The 19,518-nt window shown below is 52.6% G+C and carries 29 protein-coding genes; 7 read left to right on the top strand and 22 right to left on the bottom strand.

Going from position 1 to position 19,518, the window contains the following annotated elements; genetic code table 11:
• The first annotated feature begins 128 nt into the window (after window positions 1–128).
• A complete protein-coding gene (locus MTC_RS06875; RefSeq protein WP_014405972.1) occupies window positions 129–581 on the top strand; it encodes a flavodoxin domain-containing protein in 453 nt (150 codons plus the stop codon).
• Window positions 582–587: 6 nt separating this feature from the next.
• On the opposite strand, the gene MTC_RS06870 is transcribed toward MTC_RS06875, so the two are convergent.
• Complete coding sequence (locus MTC_RS06870; RefSeq protein ID WP_014405971.1) at window positions 588–1,727, bottom strand: DUF362 domain-containing protein; 1,140 nt, start codon at window positions 1,725–1,727, stop codon at window positions 588–590.
• A gap of 98 nt (window positions 1,728–1,825) precedes the next feature.
• Between MTC_RS06870 and MTC_RS06865 the strand changes: the two genes are divergently transcribed.
• Window positions 1,826–2,935 carry a pyridoxal phosphate-dependent aminotransferase gene (locus MTC_RS06865; protein ID WP_014405970.1) on the top strand — a complete coding sequence of 370 codons (1,110 nt, stop codon included), beginning with the start codon at window positions 1,826–1,828 and terminating at the stop codon, window positions 2,933–2,935.
• On the opposite strand, the gene MTC_RS06860 is transcribed toward MTC_RS06865, so the two are convergent.
• The 12 genes from MTC_RS06860 to MTC_RS06815 all read right to left on the bottom strand — a co-directional run bounded on the left by MTC_RS06860 (window position 2,916) and on the right by MTC_RS06815 (window position 9,340).
• A complete protein-coding gene (locus tag MTC_RS06860) occupies window positions 2,916–3,125 on the bottom strand; it encodes a hypothetical protein (RefSeq protein ID WP_014405969.1) in 210 nt (69 codons plus the stop codon). The two genes, MTC_RS06865 and MTC_RS06860, sit on opposite strands and share 20 nt — an antisense overlap.
• A 6-nt stretch (window positions 3,126–3,131) precedes the next feature.
• Window positions 3,132–3,311, bottom strand: a complete 180-nt coding sequence (locus tag MTC_RS06855; protein ID WP_048189128.1) for a hypothetical protein — start codon at window positions 3,309–3,311, stop codon at window positions 3,132–3,134.
• A 243-nt stretch (window positions 3,312–3,554) separates the two neighbouring features.
• A complete protein-coding gene (locus MTC_RS06850; protein WP_014405968.1) occupies window positions 3,555–4,025 on the bottom strand; it encodes a hypothetical protein in 471 nt (156 codons plus the stop codon).
• A 187-nt stretch (window positions 4,026–4,212) separates the two neighbouring features.
• On the bottom strand, window positions 4,213–4,395 hold the full coding sequence (locus MTC_RS13075) for a hypothetical protein (RefSeq protein ID WP_143767100.1): 183 nt from the start codon (window positions 4,393–4,395) through the stop codon (window positions 4,213–4,215).
• 276 nt (window positions 4,396–4,671) lie between these two features.
• Window positions 4,672–4,827, bottom strand: coding sequence for a hypothetical protein (locus tag MTC_RS13475; protein WP_014405966.1), 156 nt, complete (start codon window positions 4,825–4,827; stop codon window positions 4,672–4,674).
• Window positions 4,828–5,034: 207 nt separating this feature from the next.
• The gene (locus tag MTC_RS06845) at window positions 5,035–5,850 is read right to left on the bottom strand and encodes a hypothetical protein (protein WP_014405965.1); all 816 of its coding nucleotides are present in this window, start codon (window positions 5,848–5,850) and stop codon (window positions 5,035–5,037) included.
• A gap of 217 nt (window positions 5,851–6,067) precedes the next feature.
• Complete coding sequence (locus tag MTC_RS06840; RefSeq protein WP_237705869.1) at window positions 6,068–6,409, bottom strand: hypothetical protein; 342 nt, start codon at window positions 6,407–6,409, stop codon at window positions 6,068–6,070.
• A gap of 155 nt (window positions 6,410–6,564) precedes the next feature.
• Entirely contained in the window at window positions 6,565–6,951 is a 387-nt protein-coding gene (locus MTC_RS06835; RefSeq protein WP_143767099.1) for a hypothetical protein, read from the bottom strand.
• A gap of 178 nt (window positions 6,952–7,129) precedes the next feature.
• Window positions 7,130–7,489 carry a hypothetical protein gene (locus MTC_RS06830; RefSeq protein WP_014405962.1) on the bottom strand — a complete coding sequence of 120 codons (360 nt, stop codon included), beginning with the start codon at window positions 7,487–7,489 and terminating at the stop codon, window positions 7,130–7,132.
• Window positions 7,490–7,649: 160 nt separating this feature from the next.
• Window positions 7,650–8,018 carry a hypothetical protein gene (locus tag MTC_RS06825; protein WP_014405961.1) on the bottom strand — a complete coding sequence of 123 codons (369 nt, stop codon included), beginning with the start codon at window positions 8,016–8,018 and terminating at the stop codon, window positions 7,650–7,652.
• A gap of 158 nt (window positions 8,019–8,176) precedes the next feature.
• On the bottom strand, window positions 8,177–8,674 hold the full coding sequence (locus tag MTC_RS06820) for a hypothetical protein (RefSeq protein ID WP_014405960.1): 498 nt from the start codon (window positions 8,672–8,674) through the stop codon (window positions 8,177–8,179).
• Between the two features lie 156 nt (window positions 8,675–8,830).
• Window positions 8,831–9,340, bottom strand: a complete 510-nt coding sequence (locus MTC_RS06815; protein ID WP_014405959.1) for a hypothetical protein — start codon at window positions 9,338–9,340, stop codon at window positions 8,831–8,833.
• 328 nt (window positions 9,341–9,668) lie between these two features.
• Here MTC_RS06815 and MTC_RS06810 point away from each other — a divergent pair, with 328 nt between their 5' ends.
• Entirely contained in the window at window positions 9,669–9,980 is a 312-nt protein-coding gene (locus tag MTC_RS06810; RefSeq protein WP_014405958.1) for a hypothetical protein, read from the top strand.
• 9 nt (window positions 9,981–9,989) lie between these two features.
• Here the strand turns inward: MTC_RS06810 and MTC_RS06805 are convergent, their stop codons facing one another.
• Window positions 9,990–10,433: a 30S ribosomal protein S6e gene (locus MTC_RS06805; RefSeq protein WP_014405957.1), complete on the bottom strand. Its 444-nt coding sequence runs from the start codon at window positions 10,431–10,433 to the stop codon at window positions 9,990–9,992.
• 235 nt (window positions 10,434–10,668) lie between these two features.
• On the opposite strand from MTC_RS06805, the gene MTC_RS06800 reads away from it, so the two are divergent.
• The 3 genes from MTC_RS06800 to nucS are packed head-to-tail and all read left to right on the top strand — an operon-like array spanning window position 10,669 to window position 12,822.
• A complete protein-coding gene (locus tag MTC_RS06800) occupies window positions 10,669–11,628 on the top strand; it encodes a deoxyhypusine synthase (RefSeq protein ID WP_014405956.1) in 960 nt (319 codons plus the stop codon).
• Between the two features lies 1 nt (window position 11,629).
• Window positions 11,630–12,034: a hypothetical protein gene (locus MTC_RS06795; protein WP_014405955.1), complete on the top strand. Its 405-nt coding sequence runs from the start codon at window positions 11,630–11,632 to the stop codon at window positions 12,032–12,034.
• Between the two features lie 32 nt (window positions 12,035–12,066).
• Window positions 12,067–12,822, top strand: coding sequence for an endonuclease NucS (nucS, locus tag MTC_RS06790; RefSeq protein WP_014405954.1), 756 nt, complete (start codon window positions 12,067–12,069; stop codon window positions 12,820–12,822).
• Here nucS and MTC_RS06785 read toward each other — a convergent pair.
• Window positions 12,815–13,429 carry a hypothetical protein gene (locus MTC_RS06785; RefSeq protein ID WP_014405953.1) on the bottom strand — a complete coding sequence of 205 codons (615 nt, stop codon included), beginning with the start codon at window positions 13,427–13,429 and terminating at the stop codon, window positions 12,815–12,817. The two genes, nucS and MTC_RS06785, sit on opposite strands and share 8 nt — an antisense overlap.
• 256 nt (window positions 13,430–13,685) lie before the next feature.
• Here MTC_RS06785 and MTC_RS13325 point away from each other — a divergent pair, with 256 nt between their 5' ends.
• On the top strand, window positions 13,686–13,850 hold the full coding sequence (locus MTC_RS13325; protein ID WP_158308501.1) for a hypothetical protein: 165 nt from the start codon (window positions 13,686–13,688) through the stop codon (window positions 13,848–13,850).
• Between the two features lie 103 nt (window positions 13,851–13,953).
• On the opposite strand, the gene pdxS is transcribed toward MTC_RS13325, so the two are convergent.
• The 7 genes from pdxS to MTC_RS06750 form a co-directional block, all read right to left on the bottom strand.
• Window positions 13,954–14,850: a pyridoxal 5'-phosphate synthase lyase subunit PdxS gene (gene pdxS, locus MTC_RS06780; protein ID WP_014405952.1), complete on the bottom strand. Its 897-nt coding sequence runs from the start codon at window positions 14,848–14,850 to the stop codon at window positions 13,954–13,956.
• A 64-nt stretch (window positions 14,851–14,914) separates the two neighbouring features.
• A complete protein-coding gene (locus tag MTC_RS13745) occupies window positions 14,915–15,037 on the bottom strand; it encodes a hypothetical protein (RefSeq protein ID WP_272941603.1) in 123 nt (40 codons plus the stop codon).
• Window positions 15,038–15,107: 70 nt separating this feature from the next.
• Window positions 15,108–16,178, bottom strand: a complete 1,071-nt coding sequence (locus MTC_RS13595) for a Mut7-C RNAse domain-containing protein (protein WP_237706002.1) — start codon at window positions 16,176–16,178, stop codon at window positions 15,108–15,110.
• Window positions 16,179–16,258: 80 nt separating this feature from the next.
• On the bottom strand, window positions 16,259–17,416 hold the full coding sequence (locus MTC_RS06765; RefSeq protein WP_014405950.1) for a pyridoxal phosphate-dependent aminotransferase: 1,158 nt from the start codon (window positions 17,414–17,416) through the stop codon (window positions 16,259–16,261).
• Between the two features lie 11 nt (window positions 17,417–17,427).
• On the bottom strand, window positions 17,428–17,862 hold the full coding sequence (ribH, locus tag MTC_RS06760) for a 6,7-dimethyl-8-ribityllumazine synthase (protein ID WP_014405949.1): 435 nt from the start codon (window positions 17,860–17,862) through the stop codon (window positions 17,428–17,430).
• A gap of 17 nt (window positions 17,863–17,879) precedes the next feature.
• Window positions 17,880–18,344 carry a riboflavin synthase gene (ribC, locus tag MTC_RS06755; RefSeq protein ID WP_014405948.1) on the bottom strand — a complete coding sequence of 155 codons (465 nt, stop codon included), beginning with the start codon at window positions 18,342–18,344 and terminating at the stop codon, window positions 17,880–17,882.
• Between the two features lie 19 nt (window positions 18,345–18,363).
• Entirely contained in the window at window positions 18,364–19,509 is a 1,146-nt protein-coding gene (locus tag MTC_RS06750; RefSeq protein ID WP_014405947.1) for a pyridoxal-phosphate-dependent aminotransferase family protein, read from the bottom strand.
• Between the last annotated feature and the right edge of the window lie 9 nt (window positions 19,510–19,518).

Here is a 19,518-nt window from a genome sequence, read left to right as displayed (position 1 = left end):
CAAACAAACGCTTCATGGCGTACACATCCATTTTATTAGCGCATTTTAGCATCTTATTAAAGAAAACCGACTAGAAAGTTCATAAAGATATGCGTAATTAGAGATGATTTGAAGTTGAAAGAGGGAATATGGGACGAATTCTCATCGTTTTTGACTCTAAGGGCGGCTCTTCAGCCGAGATCGTCCAGTGGATAAGGGAGGGCGCCGTGTCAAAAGGCGCACAGGTTGACGTTTGCAAGCCAGAGGAGGTCAGGTCGCTAGACTACGACCTCATTACCGTTGGGACTCCTATGTATAATGATAAGCCTATGGAAAGCATATTGAATTTCTTAGGGTGGAAGGGCTTAAGCAATAAGAAGGTGGCGCTATTCATCGTATGCTTCGCGGGCATATTCGGCATGAGGAACTTCATGGTGAGAAAGTACCTCGAGGAGCTTAAGGGCGCTTGTCGGGGCAAGGTGGTAAAAATGACTTCGTTTGACAGCGCAAAGGGGCCCTGGCGCAAGGTCAACCGTGCCGTCTGTATCGACTTCGGAAAGGAGCTTGCATCTCTCTCCTATATGGCGGTAGAGACGACGTGAATTTACTTATATAAGCCTGCGGGCGAACGGCCTTGAGACGTAAACGGCTCCTTCAGGACATAGCTCCTGGCAGCAGTAGCAGCGGATACATTTATTGTGGTCTATGGATGGGGTCTTGCCTTTTACGAATCTTATCGCCTTCGGCGGGCAGTCCCTTGCACAGGCGCCGCACATCCTGCACTTTGCAGGGTCGATGCACGGCCTGTCTGATACGAAACGGCGCAAGCTGTTAAGAAGGAATGGGGGTATACGGTTTAGCTGCATCGTATGAGGCTTTTTAAAGTCCTTGATGATGAGCGGCTCCACCTTTTCCCCGTAGACCTGGATGTCTTTCAGGTCTGCCGGCCCAATGTTCCTTTCATATGCCTTTTTTATCGTCGGTACGCTCATTGGGTCGAACCCAGCTATCGTGGCGGCCACATAGTCAAGCGCAGTACAGCTCTTGCTGGCCATGACCAGGCCAATCCTGCGCGGGGACCCATGTTGCGGCCCTGCCCCTTCCATGCCCACGATGGCGTCCATTATGCTCAAGTCGGGCCTCCTCGCCTCGTACAGGTCCAGCAGAAGCTCTGCGAACATTCCTACGTCTCTCGCCGTGTGAAGGTGATACTCGGCCTTTGTCATGCCGGGAAGGTATCCGTAGAGCATCTTTACTGCCCCCGTGAAATACGTTAAAGTGTGCGTCTTCATCTTGGGCAGGCTTATGATTACTTCCGCCTCTGTTACCGCTTTTGCGATTTTGAGTTTTTTGTACGTCCTGGCGCTTTCGGCATTTATGTCTGCTACCTCGCCGTCAAACCGCACGATAGTACAGCCGGTCTCATCGGCCATCTGCTGGATGCCCGTCGCCTTAAGCAACGCTTTATAAGATGCCATCGTGCTCCTTCCGCCCGGCGAGTCGCCCACCATGGGTATCGCCCCAAGCTCCTTTATCATGTTCACCACGGCTTTAGCGAGCGCAGGGTGCGTCGTGACGGCCGCTTCAGGAGGCTTAGCGGCCAACAGGTTAAGCTTAATGAGCACCCGGTCCCCCTTTTTGACGACGCTGCCCAGCCCTCCTAATGGTGCCAGGCCTTCTTCGACCGCTTTTCTGACCTCGGCCTCATCATATGTTTCACACCTGACTACAGACACTTCGTACGGCATCGTTCAAGCGCGTATATCGCCTCCATCATATCATTTTTGCGATAGCCGGCGAAAGGTATATTTGTGGATGGGCGAATCTCCTATCGAGAGGCATTACCATGACCGTCAAATTCGATAAGAGGGTAACCTGCATTAACATCTCAGGTATACGAAAGATGTTCGAGGGCGCCGGGCCGGGCGCCATCAACCTCGGCCTGGGGCAGCCGGACTTCGACACGCCAGGGCATATTAAGGCTGAAGCCATCAAGGCGATCGAGGAGGGCTTCACCGGATATACGGCGAACATGGGCATGCCGGAGCTGAGGGAGGCCATAGCCATGAAGTTCAAGAAGGAGAATGGCCTGGACTATTCACCGGAGGAGATTATCGTGACGTCCGGGGCAAGCGAAGCCCTTCACATAGCGATTGAGGCGCTGTGCGGCAAAGGTGATGAGGTGCTTATTCCCGATCCTGGCTTCGTATCGTATGTTGCTCTAACTATCATGGCCGACGCCAGGCCAGTGCCCGTTCCGCTGGACGAAAATCTCAGATATGACCCCGAGACCATTAAAAAATACATCACAAAAAATACGAGGGCAATAATCCTGAACTCGCCCTCAAACCCGACAGGGGCGGTACAGACGCCAGAAGAGGTCAGGGCGATCGCCGAGATAGCTAAGGATAAGGGCGTGACGGTCATATCGGACGAGGTGTACGAGCACTTTATCTACGATGGCGTGCACGACAGCCCCGCTAAATACGCGGATAACGTCATAACCATAAATGCCTCTTCTAAGACTTATGCGATGACCGGCTGGAGGGTGGGGTACCTGGCCGCCCGCCCCGAGTATATAGATCAAACTATTAAGGTTCACCAATACGTGCAGGCCTGCGCGTGCTCCATATCGCAGAGGGCCGCCCTTGCGGCGCTAACAGGCCCCCAGGATTGCGTTGCCGCCATGAGGGACGAGTTCCGGCGCAGGAGAGATTATCTCATTAAGGAGCTACACGATATGGGCGTGCAATGTGTCAAGCCTCAGGGCGCCTTTTATGCCTTCCCATACGTGGGAGATGAGCAGGAGAAGGTCATGGAATTATTAAAGAAAGGCGTCATAACGACGCCCGGCTCCTCGTTCGGCGAGCATGGCAGGGGCTTCATAAGGCTGTGCTATGCCACATCTATTCCTAACCTTCAAAAAGCCGTGTCCATCATGAAGACGGTGCTTTAGGCGTATATGATGGTGCCTGTATCTTTTTTAAACTGTGGTTCATCATGGGCAGCGGCATCCTGAAAGGCTCAATAGTGATAGAAGGCGTGGGGGAGGCGTTTTTCTTTTGCTCTATGATTTTGACGCATAATAATATTAATAAGAGTATTATGGCCAGTACTATGATGAATATGAGCGTTTTTCTTTCCATATAGAGCTAGCTCCTTCCCCCTTTTCTCCCAATCTCCTCGTAGAAGTGCCCGCCATGCCGCATTGCCGTGCTGCGCCCTCCCTTTGCGCCTATCTCTCGATGGAAATCGTCGCCATATCGCAGCTTGGCGGTTCGTGCTGCTTTTTTTCCCCCCTCTACTCTTCCTGGGTCCTTTAAATCCGCCATATACTCACCCTGTTGATAATCTCGGGTACGACAGTATAACCTTTACCTATGGATTGAACGGTAAAACTAAGCGTGATTTTGGTTGAACTTGCTATGTTGAATTTATACTTGTCGATTATCGATCATAAAAATCATGTTGGCATTATAAGCTTTAAAGGATGGTCAGTCAGATGGTTCTTTTATTTAAGGCTAAAGGAGGACTTTGCTTTTAATCTCTAATTAAAAGATGATGCAAGCCACCCCTCACATCACGGGAAAGCCCGCAAACGGAAGGATAGCATTCGTATTATCAAGCTGATTCTGGGCACTCCAAACCTGCCCGAAGTGAGTGGTCGTAACCCCCTGCTCTGCTAGCGGGATGCCAAACTCCGCGCCATTAAAACCGGAGCCGTGTGCCTCATCCATGGACAGGCCAACAGAACAGCCCAGGCCACCTGTTGTAACGGCGCCCAGCCCGCCATAGCCATAAGGATAGCCTGCCATAGTGCCGAGGTCGACGTCAACGCCCCACGTAACTCCCATGTTCAAGCCCGCCATGCCAAAAGCTGTATCGCTCAGCCCTGCGACAACAGGGTTGACGTTAATATCTATGGTATCGCCAAAATGCCTATCAAAAGCGACGGCCGTCCCTATAAACCGTGCGCCCGCAGGCGCCGCGAGGCTGGTGACGAGCAGAAAAGCCGCCATGAACGCCAGTACTCTAACCCTATCCATTATATACCCTCCTCAATTATATGTATAAGTTCACCTAACGATTTTATATATATTAGTAAATTAATAAGCGAATTTTATGGCTAAACAGGTAAAAAAGACAGTAGGCGCCATATACGCCTACCATCAAAGGGCTAGTTTTCGTTTCCCGTGTAGCGTCATAGCCGGGCATAGCCGGGCATTGTGTGGTCTACCACCACCAGCCGCCCCACCAGGGCCGCCACCAGCCGCCCCAGCCCCAGCCGCCCCAGCCGCCCCACCAGGGCCGCCACCAGCCGCCCCAGCCCCAGCCGCCCCACCATGCTGATACGGCAGGAATGGCCAGCTCGAGCAAAGCCAACACGAGAAGAACGAAAAGAACTACGTGCTTCACATTTAGCGTTTTTAATTTCCATTTTATGGTCTCGAAGTTCAAATCATTCCCCCCTACAAAATCGAATATTACACATAATAATAAAAAAATAGTTTACAGATTCAACGATATAGCATGCGGGACGAGAACCTTTTTGTTCGAAAAGTCCTCAGCGGTTTCCAGTATATTATTTTTAAGAAATAGCATAGTAGGCGTTTGCATGCCTACTATGAAGCGATGCAATTTTGTTCTCGTGTAGCTTATTGCAGAAGTGGTTTCAGAAGTTTTGCCGCCGGATTACCACCAGCAGCCACCCCAGCCGAGACCGCAGCCCCAGCTGCCCCACCAGGGCCATCCCCAGCCCCAGCCGCCCCACCAGCCGGCCGCTGGCAAAGCGAGGGCGAGGACTGCTAACACGAGAAGAACGAATATGGCCACTTTCTTATAGTCCATCTCATTCCTCCTACAACATATACATTCTCAAATTAAAATAAATCATTTATTATAAATAAAAAACAGAAAATCAATTACTATTTCGTATTTATGCTAAATACTATAGGCCTGTTAACTCAGGAAAAAATTTTAAAAATAGAATAAAAAGGGGAAAATTTCCTCAATTTCTGCCATCCTACCTGTTCTGACGTACGCCGTATATATAATTCAGCAGATAGACGGTATAAAGCCGATCCTGTAGTTACCCAGCGAGAACGGGAACCCGAACCCGTGCGCGTTGAAGTACAGCGGCAGGCTTCTCACGCAGCTCTGCAGGCCAAAAGCCCAGGGCGCCACATCCCATCCCAGGACAGGGCGCCCGCCAAGCTCGCTGCCGATTATGAACGGCACCGCCTGGCCGACGGCCGCTTTAGATATGCCTTTACCGATCCCCGCACCGATCCCTGCAACAGGCAGGCTTGCAACCGGCGCGATCGCCGGTATCGGCGCAGGACAGACTGGCGGCGTAAGGCAGAATTTCCAGTTACCCAGGCTCTTCGGGAACCCGAACCCATGCGCGTTGAAGTACAGCGGCAGGCTTCTCACGCAGCTCTGCAGGCCAAAAGCCCAGGGCGCCACATCCCATCCCAGGACAGGGCGCCCGCCAAGCTCGCTGCCGATTATGAACGGCAGCGATTGGTATATGCCGCAGCCACCCAGGAAACATGGGCTAAACGGGAACCTGCCCGTAATCCCGAAGAATCCAGGGCTGAACTTGTTCCATGCCAGGAACGGGAATGGCCCCCAGCCACCGCCAATCGCCCAGTTAAACGGGAAAGACCCAACTCCTAAAGGTGTAAATCCCCAGTTGAACGGGAAACCGAATCCGCCAAACGGGCCGAACCCTATAGCGGCTGACTGTGCTACAGCCACATTTGCAGTCGCCCCGGCCTTTTCAACGCCTTGAGCAAATGATGCCGGTATGTTGGACGCAATGAGCATAACGACCAGCATCGATAGTACGGCTATTTTTTTGATACTCATACAATCCCCCCTACTTGACATTCACTAAATAGAGGAAACGATAATAAATATATTAGCGTTTATAAAAACGAAATCGTACCGTTTTCGATTATTTTATCACATTAACCGTATAAAATAACATAGTTATGTCATGCCGGTCTGAACATTGATATTATTGGCTAACCATATGGCGTGCTTGGCAAAAAATTTACGTGCGGCCACAGGGCCGCCTTCATTCCTACAGGAAACCCATCCCGGGTACAGGCGCACCCCCGATGCTTAGATAGGGATACGCGAAGGTCGTGCTCTGCCGCTGATCGGCGAAGCCCAGGCTTGTCGCCAGAGCATTCTGATGCGAGAACTGCCCTATGTTCGGGAATGCCCCGCCGAACAAGCTGCCGAACCCTGCCCCATTGAACCCGATGTTTACGTTTTCTACATCGCTGGCAGCCTGCATTTGGGTCTGCAGGCCGGTCAGCGAATTATTCTGGATGAAGACGGGGAACCCCCATGATATAGGGACTAGGTGGGCACATACGGGATGAGATAGCGCCGTAAATGCCAGTAGAACTATAGCCAATAACGCGATTCTTTTCACCATATTAACTACCCTCCTCTTAATAATGGATATACCAGCCTTTAATTAATATATTAGTATTTATAAATACGATTATTTGGGCAGTTTGCCATTAAAAAATCATCGCCATTTAAAAGTATTGAGAAGGGTTCCTCTTATCAGAGGAAGCCCATGGATGGTACCGGCGAGAAACCTATGCTTATCCACGGATAGGCGAATTGCATGCTCTGCTGCTGGTTCATGAATTTACACTGAGAGAGCAGATTGGTAATGCTCGACGTCTGGTTTATCGTGGGGAAAGCGCTCAACGCCGCTATTGAACCCGTGCTAGCGATGGTCGGGAATGAGATGTTCGAGCTTTCGAAGTCGTTGGAAAATGCGAAGCTGTTCTCGAAATCCGTTAATGACTGGTTTTGGACAAGCGTCGGGAAGCCCCACGACATCGGGACCAGCGACGCATATGACTGAAACATCAGCATGGCAATGACCAGGACCGCAAAAAGTACCACTGCTAGTTTATTCACCATTATGACTACCCTCCTCATTAAATGTATCTATTTAAAGCCATTGATTAATATATTAGTGTATTTATTAACGAATATTTGGCCGGCTGATGCAATTTAATGCAGCATTATCGGTACGCTCTCCGTAGCTTTATGGCCCTGCGGCCCACCATGGAGAGGATACAAAAAAGTGATGGCATCGAGCCTCGCCTTTAAGCCATCACGCCAGGCCGGGCACAGGCAGGCCATATGAGCCAACGCCCACGAAGGGATAAGCGAATGCGGCATACTCGCTGGTCTGCGCGAAGTCTGTATGAGTCATGGACTGGCACTCTAGAGACGTCTGATGTATGGATGGGAACGCCAGGCTCACCGGGCCGAAGGGCACCCCTCCGCCGAAATCTATGCTTACGTCCTCATACCTGAGGGCGTTCGCAGTGTCCTGGCTCCATGCTACGCTATTTGCCATCTGGACGATCGTTGGAAAGCCGAACGAGGCCGGCGCGAGAGACGCGCCTGCCCCGGAAATAAAGAGCGAAATGGCTGCCGCAAACGTTAAAATGGCAATTGAAATTCTCATTTGATATCCACCCTCCTTAACCATAGGGCTTTACCGCGGATATTTATTAAATGATTGGCTCTCAGAAAAGCAAATAATCGCAGGTTAAAACCAATTAAAAGTGAAGTTAACGTAAAATATCGTTAAATAAATGCTAAAAAGGCAGGAAAGCCTGTCTTGATCACGGCCAGAAGCCAAACCCGGCAAAACCCAGGCTGGTATCCACCATGGGATAAGAAAACGCCGTGAACTGCGTGCTTTGTGCGAACTCGCACTGGGTCGTAAGCTGCCCCTGGACGGCGCTCTGGCTGACCACGGGGCTGAAAATGCTGCCAAAGCCGAAGGATGGCCTGCCAAAGCCGCTAAAAGGCGAAAAATTAACGCTTTCCAGGTCCCACGCGGTCCCGAAATCCCTGTTAAACGCAGTGGTCGTCCCGCTCTGGATCATGGTCGGGAAGCCATAGGATATTGGCGCCAGGCTGGCGCTGGCTGTAGGAATAAAGACCGTGGCTAGTAAAGCCAACGAAATCAATGGCCATATCAATCTCATCTTATCTACCCTCCTTTATTAAAATTAGCGCAAGCGTCGATTAATATATTATTATGATAAAAAGCGGATATTACTTGCCCTTGCATCGATAAGCGCAGGAGCTTAAAATATGATAAGGTAGGATAAGTTATCTCCTACCATTTACCTTTTGCCTGTGATTACCATCCGAAGCCGAAGCCTGGCAGGGCGACCGGGCCTACTCCGACGAACGGGTACGCGAACTCGGCGAACTCGTTGGTCTGGGCGAAGTCGCAGTGCGTCACGGTCTGAGTCTGGTTAACGGTCTGGCTGATGTCAGGAAACGCCAGGTTCACCGGGCCGAACGGCAAAACGTTAGCGGTAGCTTTTAAGTCAAGGCCATTGCCCAGCAGGCCTTCGACAGCAGCCTCGTCTACCTGGTTATTCCCTCCACCGCCAAGGACAGCCGAGACCACACTCGGGCCAAAGTTGACATCATCAAAGTATGCAGGGAACTTGATGCTTATGTTTTCGAAGTCGGTCGCTGTAGCGGTGTCCTGGTTGAAGGCACACGTCGAGCCGTTCTGGACGATCACCGGGAAACCGAAGGTCGTCGGAACGAGGTTAGCGTATGCGGGCAGTGCTACCAGAGCTACGGCCAGCAAAACTAGAAGTCCATACCTTATCATTTTACTCATAACTACCCTCCTCAATTGTTAAAAGATGATATAGTAAGCATCAATTAATATATTATTATATAAATTAGCGGATAATTAATAAAAGCTCCGATAAAAAATGTTAAAAAATTATTTGGCAGGAGAGCGGATCTCCTACCATTTACCTTTTGCCTGTGATTACCATCCGAAGCCGAAGCCTGGCAGGGCGACCGGGCCTACTCCGACGAACGGGTACGCGAACTCGGCGAACTCGTTGGTCTGGGCGAAGTCGCAGTGCGTCACGGTCTGAGTCTGGTTAACGGTCTGGCTGATGTCAGGAAACGCCAGGTTCACCGGGCCGAACGGCAAAACGTTAGCGGTAGCTTTTAAGTCAAGGCCATTGCCCAGCAGGCCTTCGACAGCAGCCTCGTCTACCTGGTTATTCCCTCCACCGTTCTCCCCACCGCCAAGGACAGCCGAGAGCGTGGATGCGCCAAGGCCTACATCATCAAAGTGCACCGGAAACTGGATGCTTATGTTTTCGAAGTCGGTCGCTGTAGCGGTGTCCTGGTTGAAGGCACACGTCGAGCCGTTCTGGACGATCACCGGGAAACCGAAGGTCGTCGGAACGAGGTTAGCGTATGCGGGCAGTGCTACCAGAGCTACGGCCAGCAAAACTAGAAGTCCATACCTTATCATTTTACTCATAACTACCCTCCTCAATTGTTAAAAGATGATATAGTAAGCATCAATTAATATATTATTATATAAAAAAACGAATATTATGTGTTTTATATGGAGATTATGCAGTTAGTGGTCGAATTTAGGTTATGGCCACAAGGTATAGAAGTAGTGGAGCACAATCCGATAAAAAACCGGCTACACATGCATCGTGAATGCGATAGCTATCAAGCACGATTTTTATAAGGGAATGGCGCAAATACCGATATTAGTCCTATATAATATGTGGTTTATCGAAGATAAACCATTAAATATAAAAAAATCGCCTGGCTGAATGGCAATTATGCGGAGGCATATGACGCAGGTCCAAAGCGATGTGGAATTGATAAGGCTGGTCGTGGAGACCGAGGAGTTCAAAAACGCCGAGAGCATCAACGAGGTGTCACGGGTGGTACGGCGGATATTAAGGAAGCGTCTCATCGACATGCATATTGACGACAGCGTGGATATCGAGACGCGGGAAAGGATCGTCAGCAGGCACCTGGAGTGGATAACGCTGAAAATATTAAAGGACCTCGATGGCATCGTCATACTGCCCTCACACTTCGACGAGATCGAGGAGCTGGAGTCTGCCTGGAGAAGGTCCGGGATAAAAAAGCAGGGTTAAAGGTCCGGCTTACTTCTTAGCCTCGGCGGCAGCCTTCTTTTTCTCTTCTTTCTTCTTCTTGCCAGCGCCTTCTGTCTTCGGCACCAGTTCCTCGAGTGGCTTAGGGCCGTATGACTTGACGACGGCGTTCACCTGTACCAGGTCGCCCGAGATCTCATTGCCCCTGAGGGTTTTTCTCTTCCTCATGCCGTCCGACTTCGGGTGATATCCTACGCCGCCCGCGACCAGGACCCTTCTCCTTCCCTGGCCTGGAAGGTCTTTTCTCATGGGTACGCCATCCTTGTCGGACCCGCCTGTGATTACCAGCGTGTATCCCGTCAGGCCGACGGCCTCGCCATCGACTTCCGCTCCGATTGCCTTGCCAACGAGCTTCGCAGTCCTGGGGCCGGTGACATCTATGTTGTAAGCCTTCGCGGTCTTAGGGTCGGAAACTACTAACTTGAAATCTGCCATTTGCGAATTCTCCATATGATTATAAGATGATTTCGGTTTAAAATGCAGGCATTCACCACATATAAATGTTGCGGTAGCTTTCTGAGAATAGAGTGGTTCTATTAGATAATGGATGGTTAAACACCACATCTTCTACATCTAAAGACTGAAAAGGGGCTCTAGTAAAGAGCGAAGCAAAGTCCTCCTTCAGCCTTAATAAAATTGATAAGGGAAAATTGATAATGCTCAGAAGCATATGTGGGCGAGGCTGAAGATGATGGAAAACAGGATAAGGCATGCTGAGGTCCGCGGAACGATGACCGTGGACGAGCTCATACGGCAGCTCGATGGCTGCGCCTTCGGAGCCGGCCGGATTGCGAAGGCCTGCGACATACTCGAAAAGATGCAGGCAGATGACGTCACGAAGTTTTTCGGCCTGTCAGGCGCCATGGTGCCGGCAGGGATGCGAAACGTCATTTCAGACATGATAAGGGGGGGCTACATCGACGTTCTCGTCACCACGGGGGCCAACATGGTACACGACATCATAGAGGCGACGGGCGGATACCATGCAAAAGGCTCGGAAAACGCGGACGACATTGCGCTTAAGGGCCAGCACATCAACAGGATTTACGACGTATTCCTGAACGAGGAGTACTTCACAAGCCTTGAGAGTAAGCTTCAGGAAGTCTACAGGGGCATGGATGAGAATAAAGTGTACTCTATTAGCGACCTCATGCGTGAGATAGGGAAGAGCCTCGATGATAAGCGCTCCATTCTGAGGAGCGCGTACGAGATGGGGGTTCCGGTCTACTGCCCGGCGGTCCAGGACTCTATCATAGGGCTTCAGGCCTGGCTTTACACTCAGACGAGCAGGCTGCGAGTGGACGCCTTCAAGGACATGCGCGAGCTTATCGATAGGTGCTATGATGCGAAGCGCACAGGAGCGATATTAATAGGGGGCGGGGTGCCCAAGAACTACGTGTTACAGTGCATGCTGGTGACGCCGCGCGGCGGATACGATTACGTCATCCAGATAACCATGGATAGGGCAGAGACTGGCGGGCTATCGGGGGCCACGCTTGATGAGGCGAGAAGCTGGGGTAAGGTTGGGGAGAATGCCGAGGCTGTCCAGGTGATATGCGACGCTACCATCGCCCTGCCCCTCATGCTCGCCGCCGTGAACGAGAGGCTGTCAAAGAAAAAGGGCGATTAAAATGGCGGAAGGAGACGGGCAGTACCTGAGGAAATACGTCGAGGGCTTTAAGGATGCCCTGGCCGGGGCGGCACTTGAGCTTCAGAAAAACGAGCATAAGGATTGGGGCGTCCAGGGCTATGGCGCCTTTTATGAAAACAAGTCCACAGGCATCTCAATAAGGCAGGGCGAAGAAAGGGGGTATGACGAGGGCATGAAGGACGCTTATGCTACCATAGGCCAGGATTTACGCGACCACGAGTTTAAGGAGTACTCCGTGGAGGATTATGGCGCGCTCTACAGAAACGTGTCCAGGGAGATAGGGGATTGCCTGAATTGCGAGAATATAGGCTCGGAAAAAGGCTGCAAGGCTGGCATGACTATCTGGTGCCCCCGCCTTCTCGAGACCCTTAAGGATCGTCCGTAAGCTTATTATCTTTAAGGTGGGTTTGTCCTGCGATGAAATACCTGATCTCGCCATCTGCAGACGAAGCGTTACAGGCCTTGAATGAAAGCCTTAGCAGCATAAGGAGGCGCATGGTCACAATCGTGGGATGCTGTAAGGTGGACTATACGGGTAGGGCTAAGTCTTTCCTGGATTATGGGGACCGGCTGGTCATCGTCAAGGCCGATGGAACTGTAATGGTGCATGGCAACGAGAAGCGCGAGCCGGTAAACTGGCAGCCTCCTGGCACGAGCGTAAAGTACATGGTTGAAGAAGGGCTGATTATTGAGGCCAGGCGTGCCAGCCCCACGGAGACGATGCGTATCCATTTCAAAAGCATACAGGCCCTCAGCATTTTCACATTGAATGACGGGGCGGAGATAAACATCGTGGGCGAGGAGGCTGACATCGTGGATAGGATAGAATCCGACCCTTCAATAATAGAGGAGGGCCTTAGAGTTGTACGCAGAGAGAAGGCGACCAGCTCTGGCTTCATAGACCTCTTGTGCGAGGACAGGAATGGGGTGACAGTCATCGTCGAGGTCAAGCGCACCTCGATATCGCCCAATGCGGTGTATCAGATGGAGGCCTACCTGGCGGACTTTAAAAAGAAGAACGATAAGGCGATCGTCAGGGGCATACTATGCGCCCCACGGGTCTCGGAGATGGCCCGAACGCTTATAGCCGAGAAGGGGCTGGAATACCGCCAGATCGGCTACGAGTTTGAGCTAAAGGATAAAAAGCAGGCATCGCTGGATAGTTTTAAATGACCTGTCCCTGCTGGCCGATGAACGTCCTGCGCTCGAGCTCCTCGGCCTCCGCCTTGCATGCCCTCGCTAGGTCGAGGTAATAGTTCGCCTGCCTAACGTAATAGTTATACCTTATGTAGTTCGCCTCATCGCCGCGGGAAGACTGGTAGGCGTCTTCTTGATATGAGAGGTTCACGAGCTCGAAAGCCTTTGCCTCATAGTATGCCGTCTGGTTCCACTTTTCGGATAGGTTCGCCTCGTCAGCGGTGAAAGCATATCTCTTCATGTCCAGGAAAGAGGCGCGGGCCTGCTCCATGTACGCCTTTGCCATCCCGATCTCGATGCTGGCGTTGCTCCAGTCGCGCTGATCCGCGAGCTCCCTGCTTCTATTCATCGCCATGATGCCGCTGTTATAATGCTCAAGCCCGGAGTTCAGCTTTTCCGCGAACATGTATTGCCGCTCTATCGCCTGGTTTATGGGGATGGGGGTCAATGTTATGGGCAGCGAGGATGTCGGCGTAGGGGTGGATACGAGGCTTTTATAAGTATCCCTTATAAGCCCAACGCAGCCCGCGCTAAGCACTGTGGCCACGAGTAAAGCCGCCAGCAAAAGCCTGGCAAGTTTCATGCATATCACCTCGATAGCAGACAATAAAAGATGGGTAAGGATTTAACCCTTCCTGTCTTTCAACAGCTATGCTCGCCTAGCCGCCAGCACAGCTACGGTCGCCTGCTTAAATTACGACGAATCTGCACATATTTTTTGTGTTTTTTCAAAGCGGGGGATGCCGCTAACATCATATTTTACTGCTTGGTGAATCACAATATTCTCTACTAATGATTTTATCGTTGTTCATATTTTGAAGTTTGTGGGGGGAACAAGTATGGACATGAAGAAATTGGCCATATTCGTTCTTTCCGTGCTAGCCATTCTGGCCATCTCACTGCCGGCTGCGGCCTGGTGGGGCGTCTGGGCATGGCCATGGGGCGCCTGGGTCTGGCCGTGGTGGGGTGGATGGGCCTGGCCATGGGGCGTGTGGTGGTGGTAACGCCACAATAAGCATGGCTAAAACCCAAACTCCCTTAGCTACACGGAAAGGAAATAAAAAATAATTTATTGTAGGTGTCATGCACCTACATTTTTATATTTTATTACCAGCCCCTTACCTGTATCTTTTCTTCGGCAGGCATGCCGCTGACGCCTATTCCTTTCATCGGGCTGCCGATGCCCTTTGATATCTCGGCCAGCTTTGGCGGGTTATCGTAGTTGTTCACCGCTTCCACGATGGCCCTGGCCATCTTCTCAGGGTTCTCCGACTTGAATATGCCCGACCCGACGAATACCCCGTCAGCGCCCAGCCTCATCATCAGGGCCGCGTCCGCCGGCGTGGCTATGCCGCCCGCGGCGAAGTTGACCACGGGAAGCCTCTGCAGCCTCGCCGTCTCGATGACCAGTTCTGAGGGCGCTTCAATTGCCCTGGCATACTTGATCAGCTCCTCATGGGTCAGGCCCTTCAACTCACGTATCTGGCCCTGTATCTTCTTCATGTGGTTCACCGCTTCAGAAACGTCCCCGGTTCCAGCCTCGCCCTTCGTGCGGATCATGGCTGCGCCCTCGTCTATCCTGCGAAGCGCCTCCCCCAGGTCGCGTGCTCCGCACACGAATGGCACGGTAAACCTGGTCTTATCAATATGATACTTGCTGTCCGCAGGGGTGAGTACCTCGGACTCGTCGATCATGTCCACGCCTATTGCCTCGAGTATCTCGGCCTCCACGAAGTGGCCGATGCGCACCTTGGCCATGACAGGTATGGTGACCGCGTCTATGATGTCCTCTATGATTGCGGGGTCGGCCATCCTTGCTACGCCCCCGGCCTTTCTGATGTCGGCCGGCACGGCCTGGAGGGCCATGACCGCTACGGCTCCCGCACTTTCGGCTATGAGGGCCTGCTCCCTGTTGGTGACGTCCATGATGACGCCCCCCTTCTGCATTTTTGCGAACCCTCTCTTAAGGAGCGTGGTGCCGTGACGTAACTCTTCTAGCTTCATGTCCTGTCCTTCTTACTAGCTAATTTTAGAATGGTTTTTGGTATTTAAATACTGCGTTTTAGGCTTAGCCGGCCGCGGCCTCATATCTGATTATGCTGCGCAAGTATAATAATAGGAGTATGCCAATGGGCGGCATTATGAAGAGGGCGAGCAATGCCACGATAGATATGATCACTGCATGGATCATGGTGACCAGCCTGTCTACAACGTTGAACGTTTTTCCACCCTATAAGGGATTACGCCAATCGTTTAAATACTTAGTCCTGGGCCTTTCTGGAGCTTTTCACTTCTTCTGCCGTCTTCAATATGTTACGCCAATGGCTGCCCTGCCAGTAGACCTTGCCACACCCATTGCAGATCCAGAAGGAGGCGCGGCTATCTATGAGGTGTGATGGGGCTTCCTTCCTTATCTTATCGATATCGGAGCCGCTCGCCTCCCTCAGGGTGGAGTTGCAGGCGGTACACCGGGTCATGTTGGGGTCTACGTCCAGCGGGTATCGCTTCATAAGCTCTTCAAGCTGCCCTTTTACGTCGTCAGACTTTACCAGCACCGCGTCCACGCCGGCCTTTTTTGCCGCGTCGACAAGCGCCCTGTCACGCGACACGAGGATGCGGCGTTCCTTTTTAGCCGCTTCTACCAGGGCCTTATCTTCGGCATTAGACGGCTTGAAGTCAAGCGCGCTTTTAGTATCGTATCCTAAGATGCGGAGCCACGCAACGAGGCGGCCAAGCATACGATCTACTATAAACGTGTAAGGCCGGGCCTCTGCGGCCCTGTATATCCCAATTTTCCGGGCATAATCGCAAAGGTCGAGCAAAAAGCATATATTATGTTTAGGGCCCCTCGCCTTACATATCTCGCGGCCTAACTTTATAAGGCATACGTGGACAGACCCTTTCATGCCCGGCGGAATCTCTTCCATGAGGATACGGCGCGCCTCCTCGTGGCTGGCATCTTCGGGCACCATCCCCAGCCTCTTCGTAACCCTGAATACGTGGGTATCGACTGGTATGACGTCCCTGCCACACGAGAATAATAGCACGCAGTCCGCCGTCTTAGGGCCTACACCCTCAATGCTCAAAAGCTCGCGCCTCGCCGCCTCCACGTCCTCCTCACATGCGAAACCCAGCTCGCCGCCATACCTCTCGACGACGAGCCTCGAGATGTCTTTAATGCGCCTCGCCTTAATCCTGTGCAGCCCGCCAACCTGGATCAGCCTGGCGATTTCCTCTTCCGGCGCATCAGCCAGCTTCTCTGGCGTATCATAGGCGGAAAAAAGCCTCTCGAAAGCGGCAGCGGAGTTACGGTCGGTGGTATTCTGGGACAGTATGGTCTTTATCAGGACTTCAAAAGGGCTGCCTTCACGCCCTTTATAGGCCCCATAGTGCTCTATGAGCCGCCTGGATACTATCTCTGCCTTTTGTCTTCGGTCCGTCCTTCCCCGCCCCCGAGCAATTTTGCCATGCGCTCAAGGCCCTTCTTGATGTCCTCCATCGAGGATGCGTAGGACATCCTTACGTGGTCGTCGCTGTGCGGCCCGAAGGCGGAGCCGGGCGTCAGCCCTACGCCGGCCTCCAGGAACCTTTCCGCCCACTCCTCTGACTTACCATCGACCTTTGGCCAGGCATAGAACGCGCCCTGCGGCATTTCACATCTCAGGCCCATACCCCTTATACCCTTGATGACGACGTCCCGCCTCTGCTTGAACTCGAGGCGCATCCGCTCAACGCTATCCTGCGGGCCTGTCAGGGCGGCGAGCGCCCCATACTGGACGAAGGTTGTCGGGCTTGAGACCGTGTGCTGCTGGACCTTTAGCATGTTCTGGAGCACGGGCTTCGGCGCCGTGGCGTACCCTATGCGCCACCCGGCCATTGCATACGCCTTTGAAAAACCGTTAACAGTGATAGTCCTTTCGGGTATAATCGACCCCATGCTTAAATGCTTCGCCTCATAGATTATCTTCTCGTATATCTCATCTGACAGGACGTAAAGGCCATTATCCCCGGCGACGTCTGCCACCAGCCTCAGGTCTTTTATGCCAAGCACCGCCCCGGACGGGTTATTCGGGCTATTAATGATGATCAGCTTCGTCTTATTACTCACATGCTCAGGAAGCTCAGCCGGGAGCGAGCCGTCCTCATTCGACTTCACCCACACGGTCTTCCCGCCGCTCATCTTTATGCAGGCGTCATAGGATACCCATCCAGGGTCAAAGACTATGGCCTCATCACCCTCCTCAAGGATGCTAAAGCACGCATAAAAGATCGCCTGCTTAGCGCCGGGCGTAACCAGCACATCATTGCCAGCGACGTCGATGCCGTTTTCCTTTTTTAGCTTGTCGGCGATGGCTTCCCTCAGCTCCGGTATCCCCGCTGACGGGGCATAATGCGTCTTACCCGACCTGAGGGCCTTCGCAGCCGCCTCGATAATATTAGCCGGCGTGCTAAAATCGGGCTCTCCAAGGTTGAAGCTCAGGATATCGCGGCCCTGCTTTTTCAGCTCGCCCGTCAAATCCGCAAGCCTGAGGGTTGCCGACTCCTCCACGCTGTCCAGTCTACCGGGCATAAAAGGTCTTTTTAGTCGGAGGCCTTATATTCACTTAAGCGGCGGACCATCTTTACGGCGGCTTCCACAGCCCTCTTCGAGTACTCGATGCGCTCGCTGGCCTCCATCCTGGTCATGCCCGGCCCCGCGATGCCCAGGGTGATGGGCTTATTATACTCCAGGGCGAGGTCGGTTATTTTACGGGTCGCCTGCGCCATGACGACCTGGTCATGGTCTGTCGCCCCCTCTATGACGCTCCCGATGGTCACTATCGCGTCCAGCGACCTGTCCTCGGCCATCTTCTTGACCGCCAGGGGCATGTCATAGACGCCCGGCACGTACAGCGTCTTTACGACCTTCGCGCCTAAAAAGGCCGCGTGCTCTTTGCCTAAAAGCTCCATCTGCCATGTCAGGTCGCGGTTGAACTCCGCAACGACAAAGCCCAATCTAATCTCTTTTTCTGCCATATAACCCTGACCTTTGTTTATATTCGGGCGGGCCCCACGTCCTCATAGCCCTGCCTCTGGCCAGTGCCCGCCTCCTTCTCAAGCATCTTCGGCTTGAACAGCAGCTTCACGACGTTCAAGGCGTGCTCCCTAGCCCTCCTGTCCATGAGAGCCGCAAGCTCCCTCTCGTTGGGCGCCTCGTCCTCGTGGACGAACACCTCTATGATGTGCTTATTGACCATGAGCTGGCAAATGATGATGCCCATGCTCGCCTCGTGGGCGCAGGTCTTATCCACCGGCTTGCTCCCGGGCATCCCCAGGGCCATCACTATGTCGCAATGCTGCTCGTCGAAGAGCTTCTTACAGGCCACCGGGAGGTCCTTGATGCCCGGCACGGTGTAGCGCACTATCTGTGCCGAGCAGTTCTTCTTCAGCTCGTCGATGGCCGCCTTTCCCATGTCGAAGCGGGCGAACGTGGTATCCGCTATCCCGATTTTTGCCATTTACTCCCCTTTACGACTATTAGCCATTAAATACCTTTCTGAAAGCCTCTACTCCAGCGTTCTTTTTGCCCTTGTCCAGCGCGTTGAGCTTTATGAGGGCGTTCTCCAGCGAGCCCAGCGTCCTCGCCATGTCCGCCTCGGTGAAGGCGTTCATAGTCGGAATCCTGAAAATCCTGCCCTTAAGCCTGTCCTGGCCGCCCGCTATTGCCACGCCGTCGTCGGACTTCATGGTGCCGCGCAGGTCCTTGTCCGTGACTCCCCCTGGAAGCTTGACTGCTGTAACCGTATTGGAGAGCACGGTATGCTCATCCGTGACAGGGTATAGCTCCAGGCCAAGGGCTTTCATGGCCGCCCTTACGCCTTCCGCCCCCTTCCTGTGGCGTGCTATGCGCTTCTCCATGGTCTCTTCCCTTATGATGCGCATTGCCTCCAGCATGCCATAAAACAGGGTAATAGACGGCGTATATGGCGTCTCGGACCTCTCGGCCTCCGCGGACTTCTTGTATTTCTTCAAGTCCATATAGTAGGGCGGATTCTTGACCATCGAGTCCCACGCCTTCCTGCTTACCGACACCGACGAGAGCCCCGATGGGGCGCCGAGGCACTTCTGGGCGCCCGTAACCGCTATGTCCACGCCCCACCTGTCTACTTCGACGAGGTCGCCTCCCGCAGAAGTTATACAGTCAAGCACGAATAGCGCATCATACTTCCTGGCGAGCCTCCCAACCTCTTCGGCGGGGTTCTTGACGCCAGCAGAGGTCTCATTATGCACCATCGTTACAACTTTTGCCCCCTTTGCCAGGGCATCCTCCACCTTTTTTAAGTCTATGGGCGTGCCCCATTCGAACTCCAGGCTTTCTACGGTGCCATACCTTAGCGCTATGTCCCTGAACCGCTCGCCAAACTTGCCATTCACTATGGAGACAACCCTGTCCCCCTTCACCAGGTTAGAGACGGCCGCCTCCATGGCGCACGAGCCCGATCCGGTAAGCACATATGTATCATTCTTAGTATTCAAAACGTATTGAAGCGTGCTCCTGCACTCATCATAGATCTCTGAGAATGCCTTGTCCCTATGGTTTATCATCTGTTTCGACATTGCCTTTAGAACCCGAGGGTGGAGCATGACTGGCCCCGGTATCATGAGTAATGGTTCGTTTGCCATATTATCTCC

The sequence above is a fragment of the Methanocella conradii HZ254 genome, assembly GCF_000251105.1.
GTDB lineage: Archaea > Halobacteriota > Methanocellia > Methanocellales > Methanocellaceae > Methanocella > Methanocella conradii.
This window is presented reverse-complemented; position numbering and strand designations above follow the sequence as displayed.

Coding starts and splice junctions, on each gene's coding strand:
- MTC_RS06875 (WP_014405972.1), top strand. CDS start 129: ATGGGACGAATTCTCATCGTTTTTGACTCTAAGGGCGGCTCTTCAGCC.
- MTC_RS06870 (WP_014405971.1), bottom strand. CDS start 1,727: ATGCCGTACGAAGTGTCTGTAGTCAGGTGTGAAACATATGATGAGGCC.
- MTC_RS06865 (WP_014405970.1), top strand. CDS start 1,826: ATGACCGTCAAATTCGATAAGAGGGTAACCTGCATTAACATCTCAGGT.
- MTC_RS06860 (WP_014405969.1), bottom strand. CDS start 3,125: ATGGAAAGAAAAACGCTCATATTCATCATAGTACTGGCCATAATACTC.
- MTC_RS06855 (WP_048189128.1), bottom strand. CDS start 3,311: ATGGCGGATTTAAAGGACCCAGGAAGAGTAGAGGGGGGAAAAAAAGCA.
- MTC_RS06850 (WP_014405968.1), bottom strand. CDS start 4,025: ATGGATAGGGTTAGAGTACTGGCGTTCATGGCGGCTTTTCTGCTCGTC.
- MTC_RS13475 (WP_014405966.1), bottom strand. CDS start 4,827: ATGGACTATAAGAAAGTGGCCATATTCGTTCTTCTCGTGTTAGCAGTC.
- MTC_RS06845 (WP_014405965.1), bottom strand. CDS start 5,850: ATGAGTATCAAAAAAATAGCCGTACTATCGATGCTGGTCGTTATGCTC.
- MTC_RS06835 (WP_143767099.1), bottom strand. CDS start 6,951: ATGAGGAGGGTAGTCATAATGGTGAATAAACTAGCAGTGGTACTTTTT.
- MTC_RS06830 (WP_014405962.1), bottom strand. CDS start 7,489: ATGAGAATTTCAATTGCCATTTTAACGTTTGCGGCAGCCATTTCGCTC.
- MTC_RS06825 (WP_014405961.1), bottom strand. CDS start 8,018: ATGAGATTGATATGGCCATTGATTTCGTTGGCTTTACTAGCCACGGTC.
- MTC_RS06820 (WP_014405960.1), bottom strand. CDS start 8,674: ATGAGTAAAATGATAAGGTATGGACTTCTAGTTTTGCTGGCCGTAGCT.
- MTC_RS06815 (WP_014405959.1), bottom strand. CDS start 9,340: ATGAGTAAAATGATAAGGTATGGACTTCTAGTTTTGCTGGCCGTAGCT.
- MTC_RS06810 (WP_014405958.1), top strand. CDS start 9,669: ATGACGCAGGTCCAAAGCGATGTGGAATTGATAAGGCTGGTCGTGGAG.
- MTC_RS06805 (WP_014405957.1), bottom strand. CDS start 10,433: ATGGCAGATTTCAAGTTAGTAGTTTCCGACCCTAAGACCGCGAAGGCT.
- MTC_RS06800 (WP_014405956.1), top strand. CDS start 10,669: ATGTGGGCGAGGCTGAAGATGATGGAAAACAGGATAAGGCATGCTGAG.
- MTC_RS06795 (WP_014405955.1), top strand. CDS start 11,630: ATGGCGGAAGGAGACGGGCAGTACCTGAGGAAATACGTCGAGGGCTTT.
- nucS (WP_014405954.1), top strand. CDS start 12,067: ATGAAATACCTGATCTCGCCATCTGCAGACGAAGCGTTACAGGCCTTG.
- MTC_RS06785 (WP_014405953.1), bottom strand. CDS start 13,429: ATGAAACTTGCCAGGCTTTTGCTGGCGGCTTTACTCGTGGCCACAGTG.
- MTC_RS13325 (WP_158308501.1), top strand. CDS start 13,686: ATGGACATGAAGAAATTGGCCATATTCGTTCTTTCCGTGCTAGCCATT.
- pdxS (WP_014405952.1), bottom strand. CDS start 14,850: ATGAAGCTAGAAGAGTTACGTCACGGCACCACGCTCCTTAAGAGAGGG.
- MTC_RS13745 (WP_272941603.1), bottom strand. CDS start 15,037: ATGATCCATGCAGTGATCATATCTATCGTGGCATTGCTCGCCCTCTTC.
- MTC_RS06765 (WP_014405950.1), bottom strand. CDS start 17,416: ATGCCCGGTAGACTGGACAGCGTGGAGGAGTCGGCAACCCTCAGGCTT.
- ribH (WP_014405949.1), bottom strand. CDS start 17,862: ATGGCAGAAAAAGAGATTAGATTGGGCTTTGTCGTTGCGGAGTTCAAC.
- ribC (WP_014405948.1), bottom strand. CDS start 18,344: ATGGCAAAAATCGGGATAGCGGATACCACGTTCGCCCGCTTCGACATG.
- MTC_RS06750 (WP_014405947.1), bottom strand. CDS start 19,509: ATGGCAAACGAACCATTACTCATGATACCGGGGCCAGTCATGCTCCAC.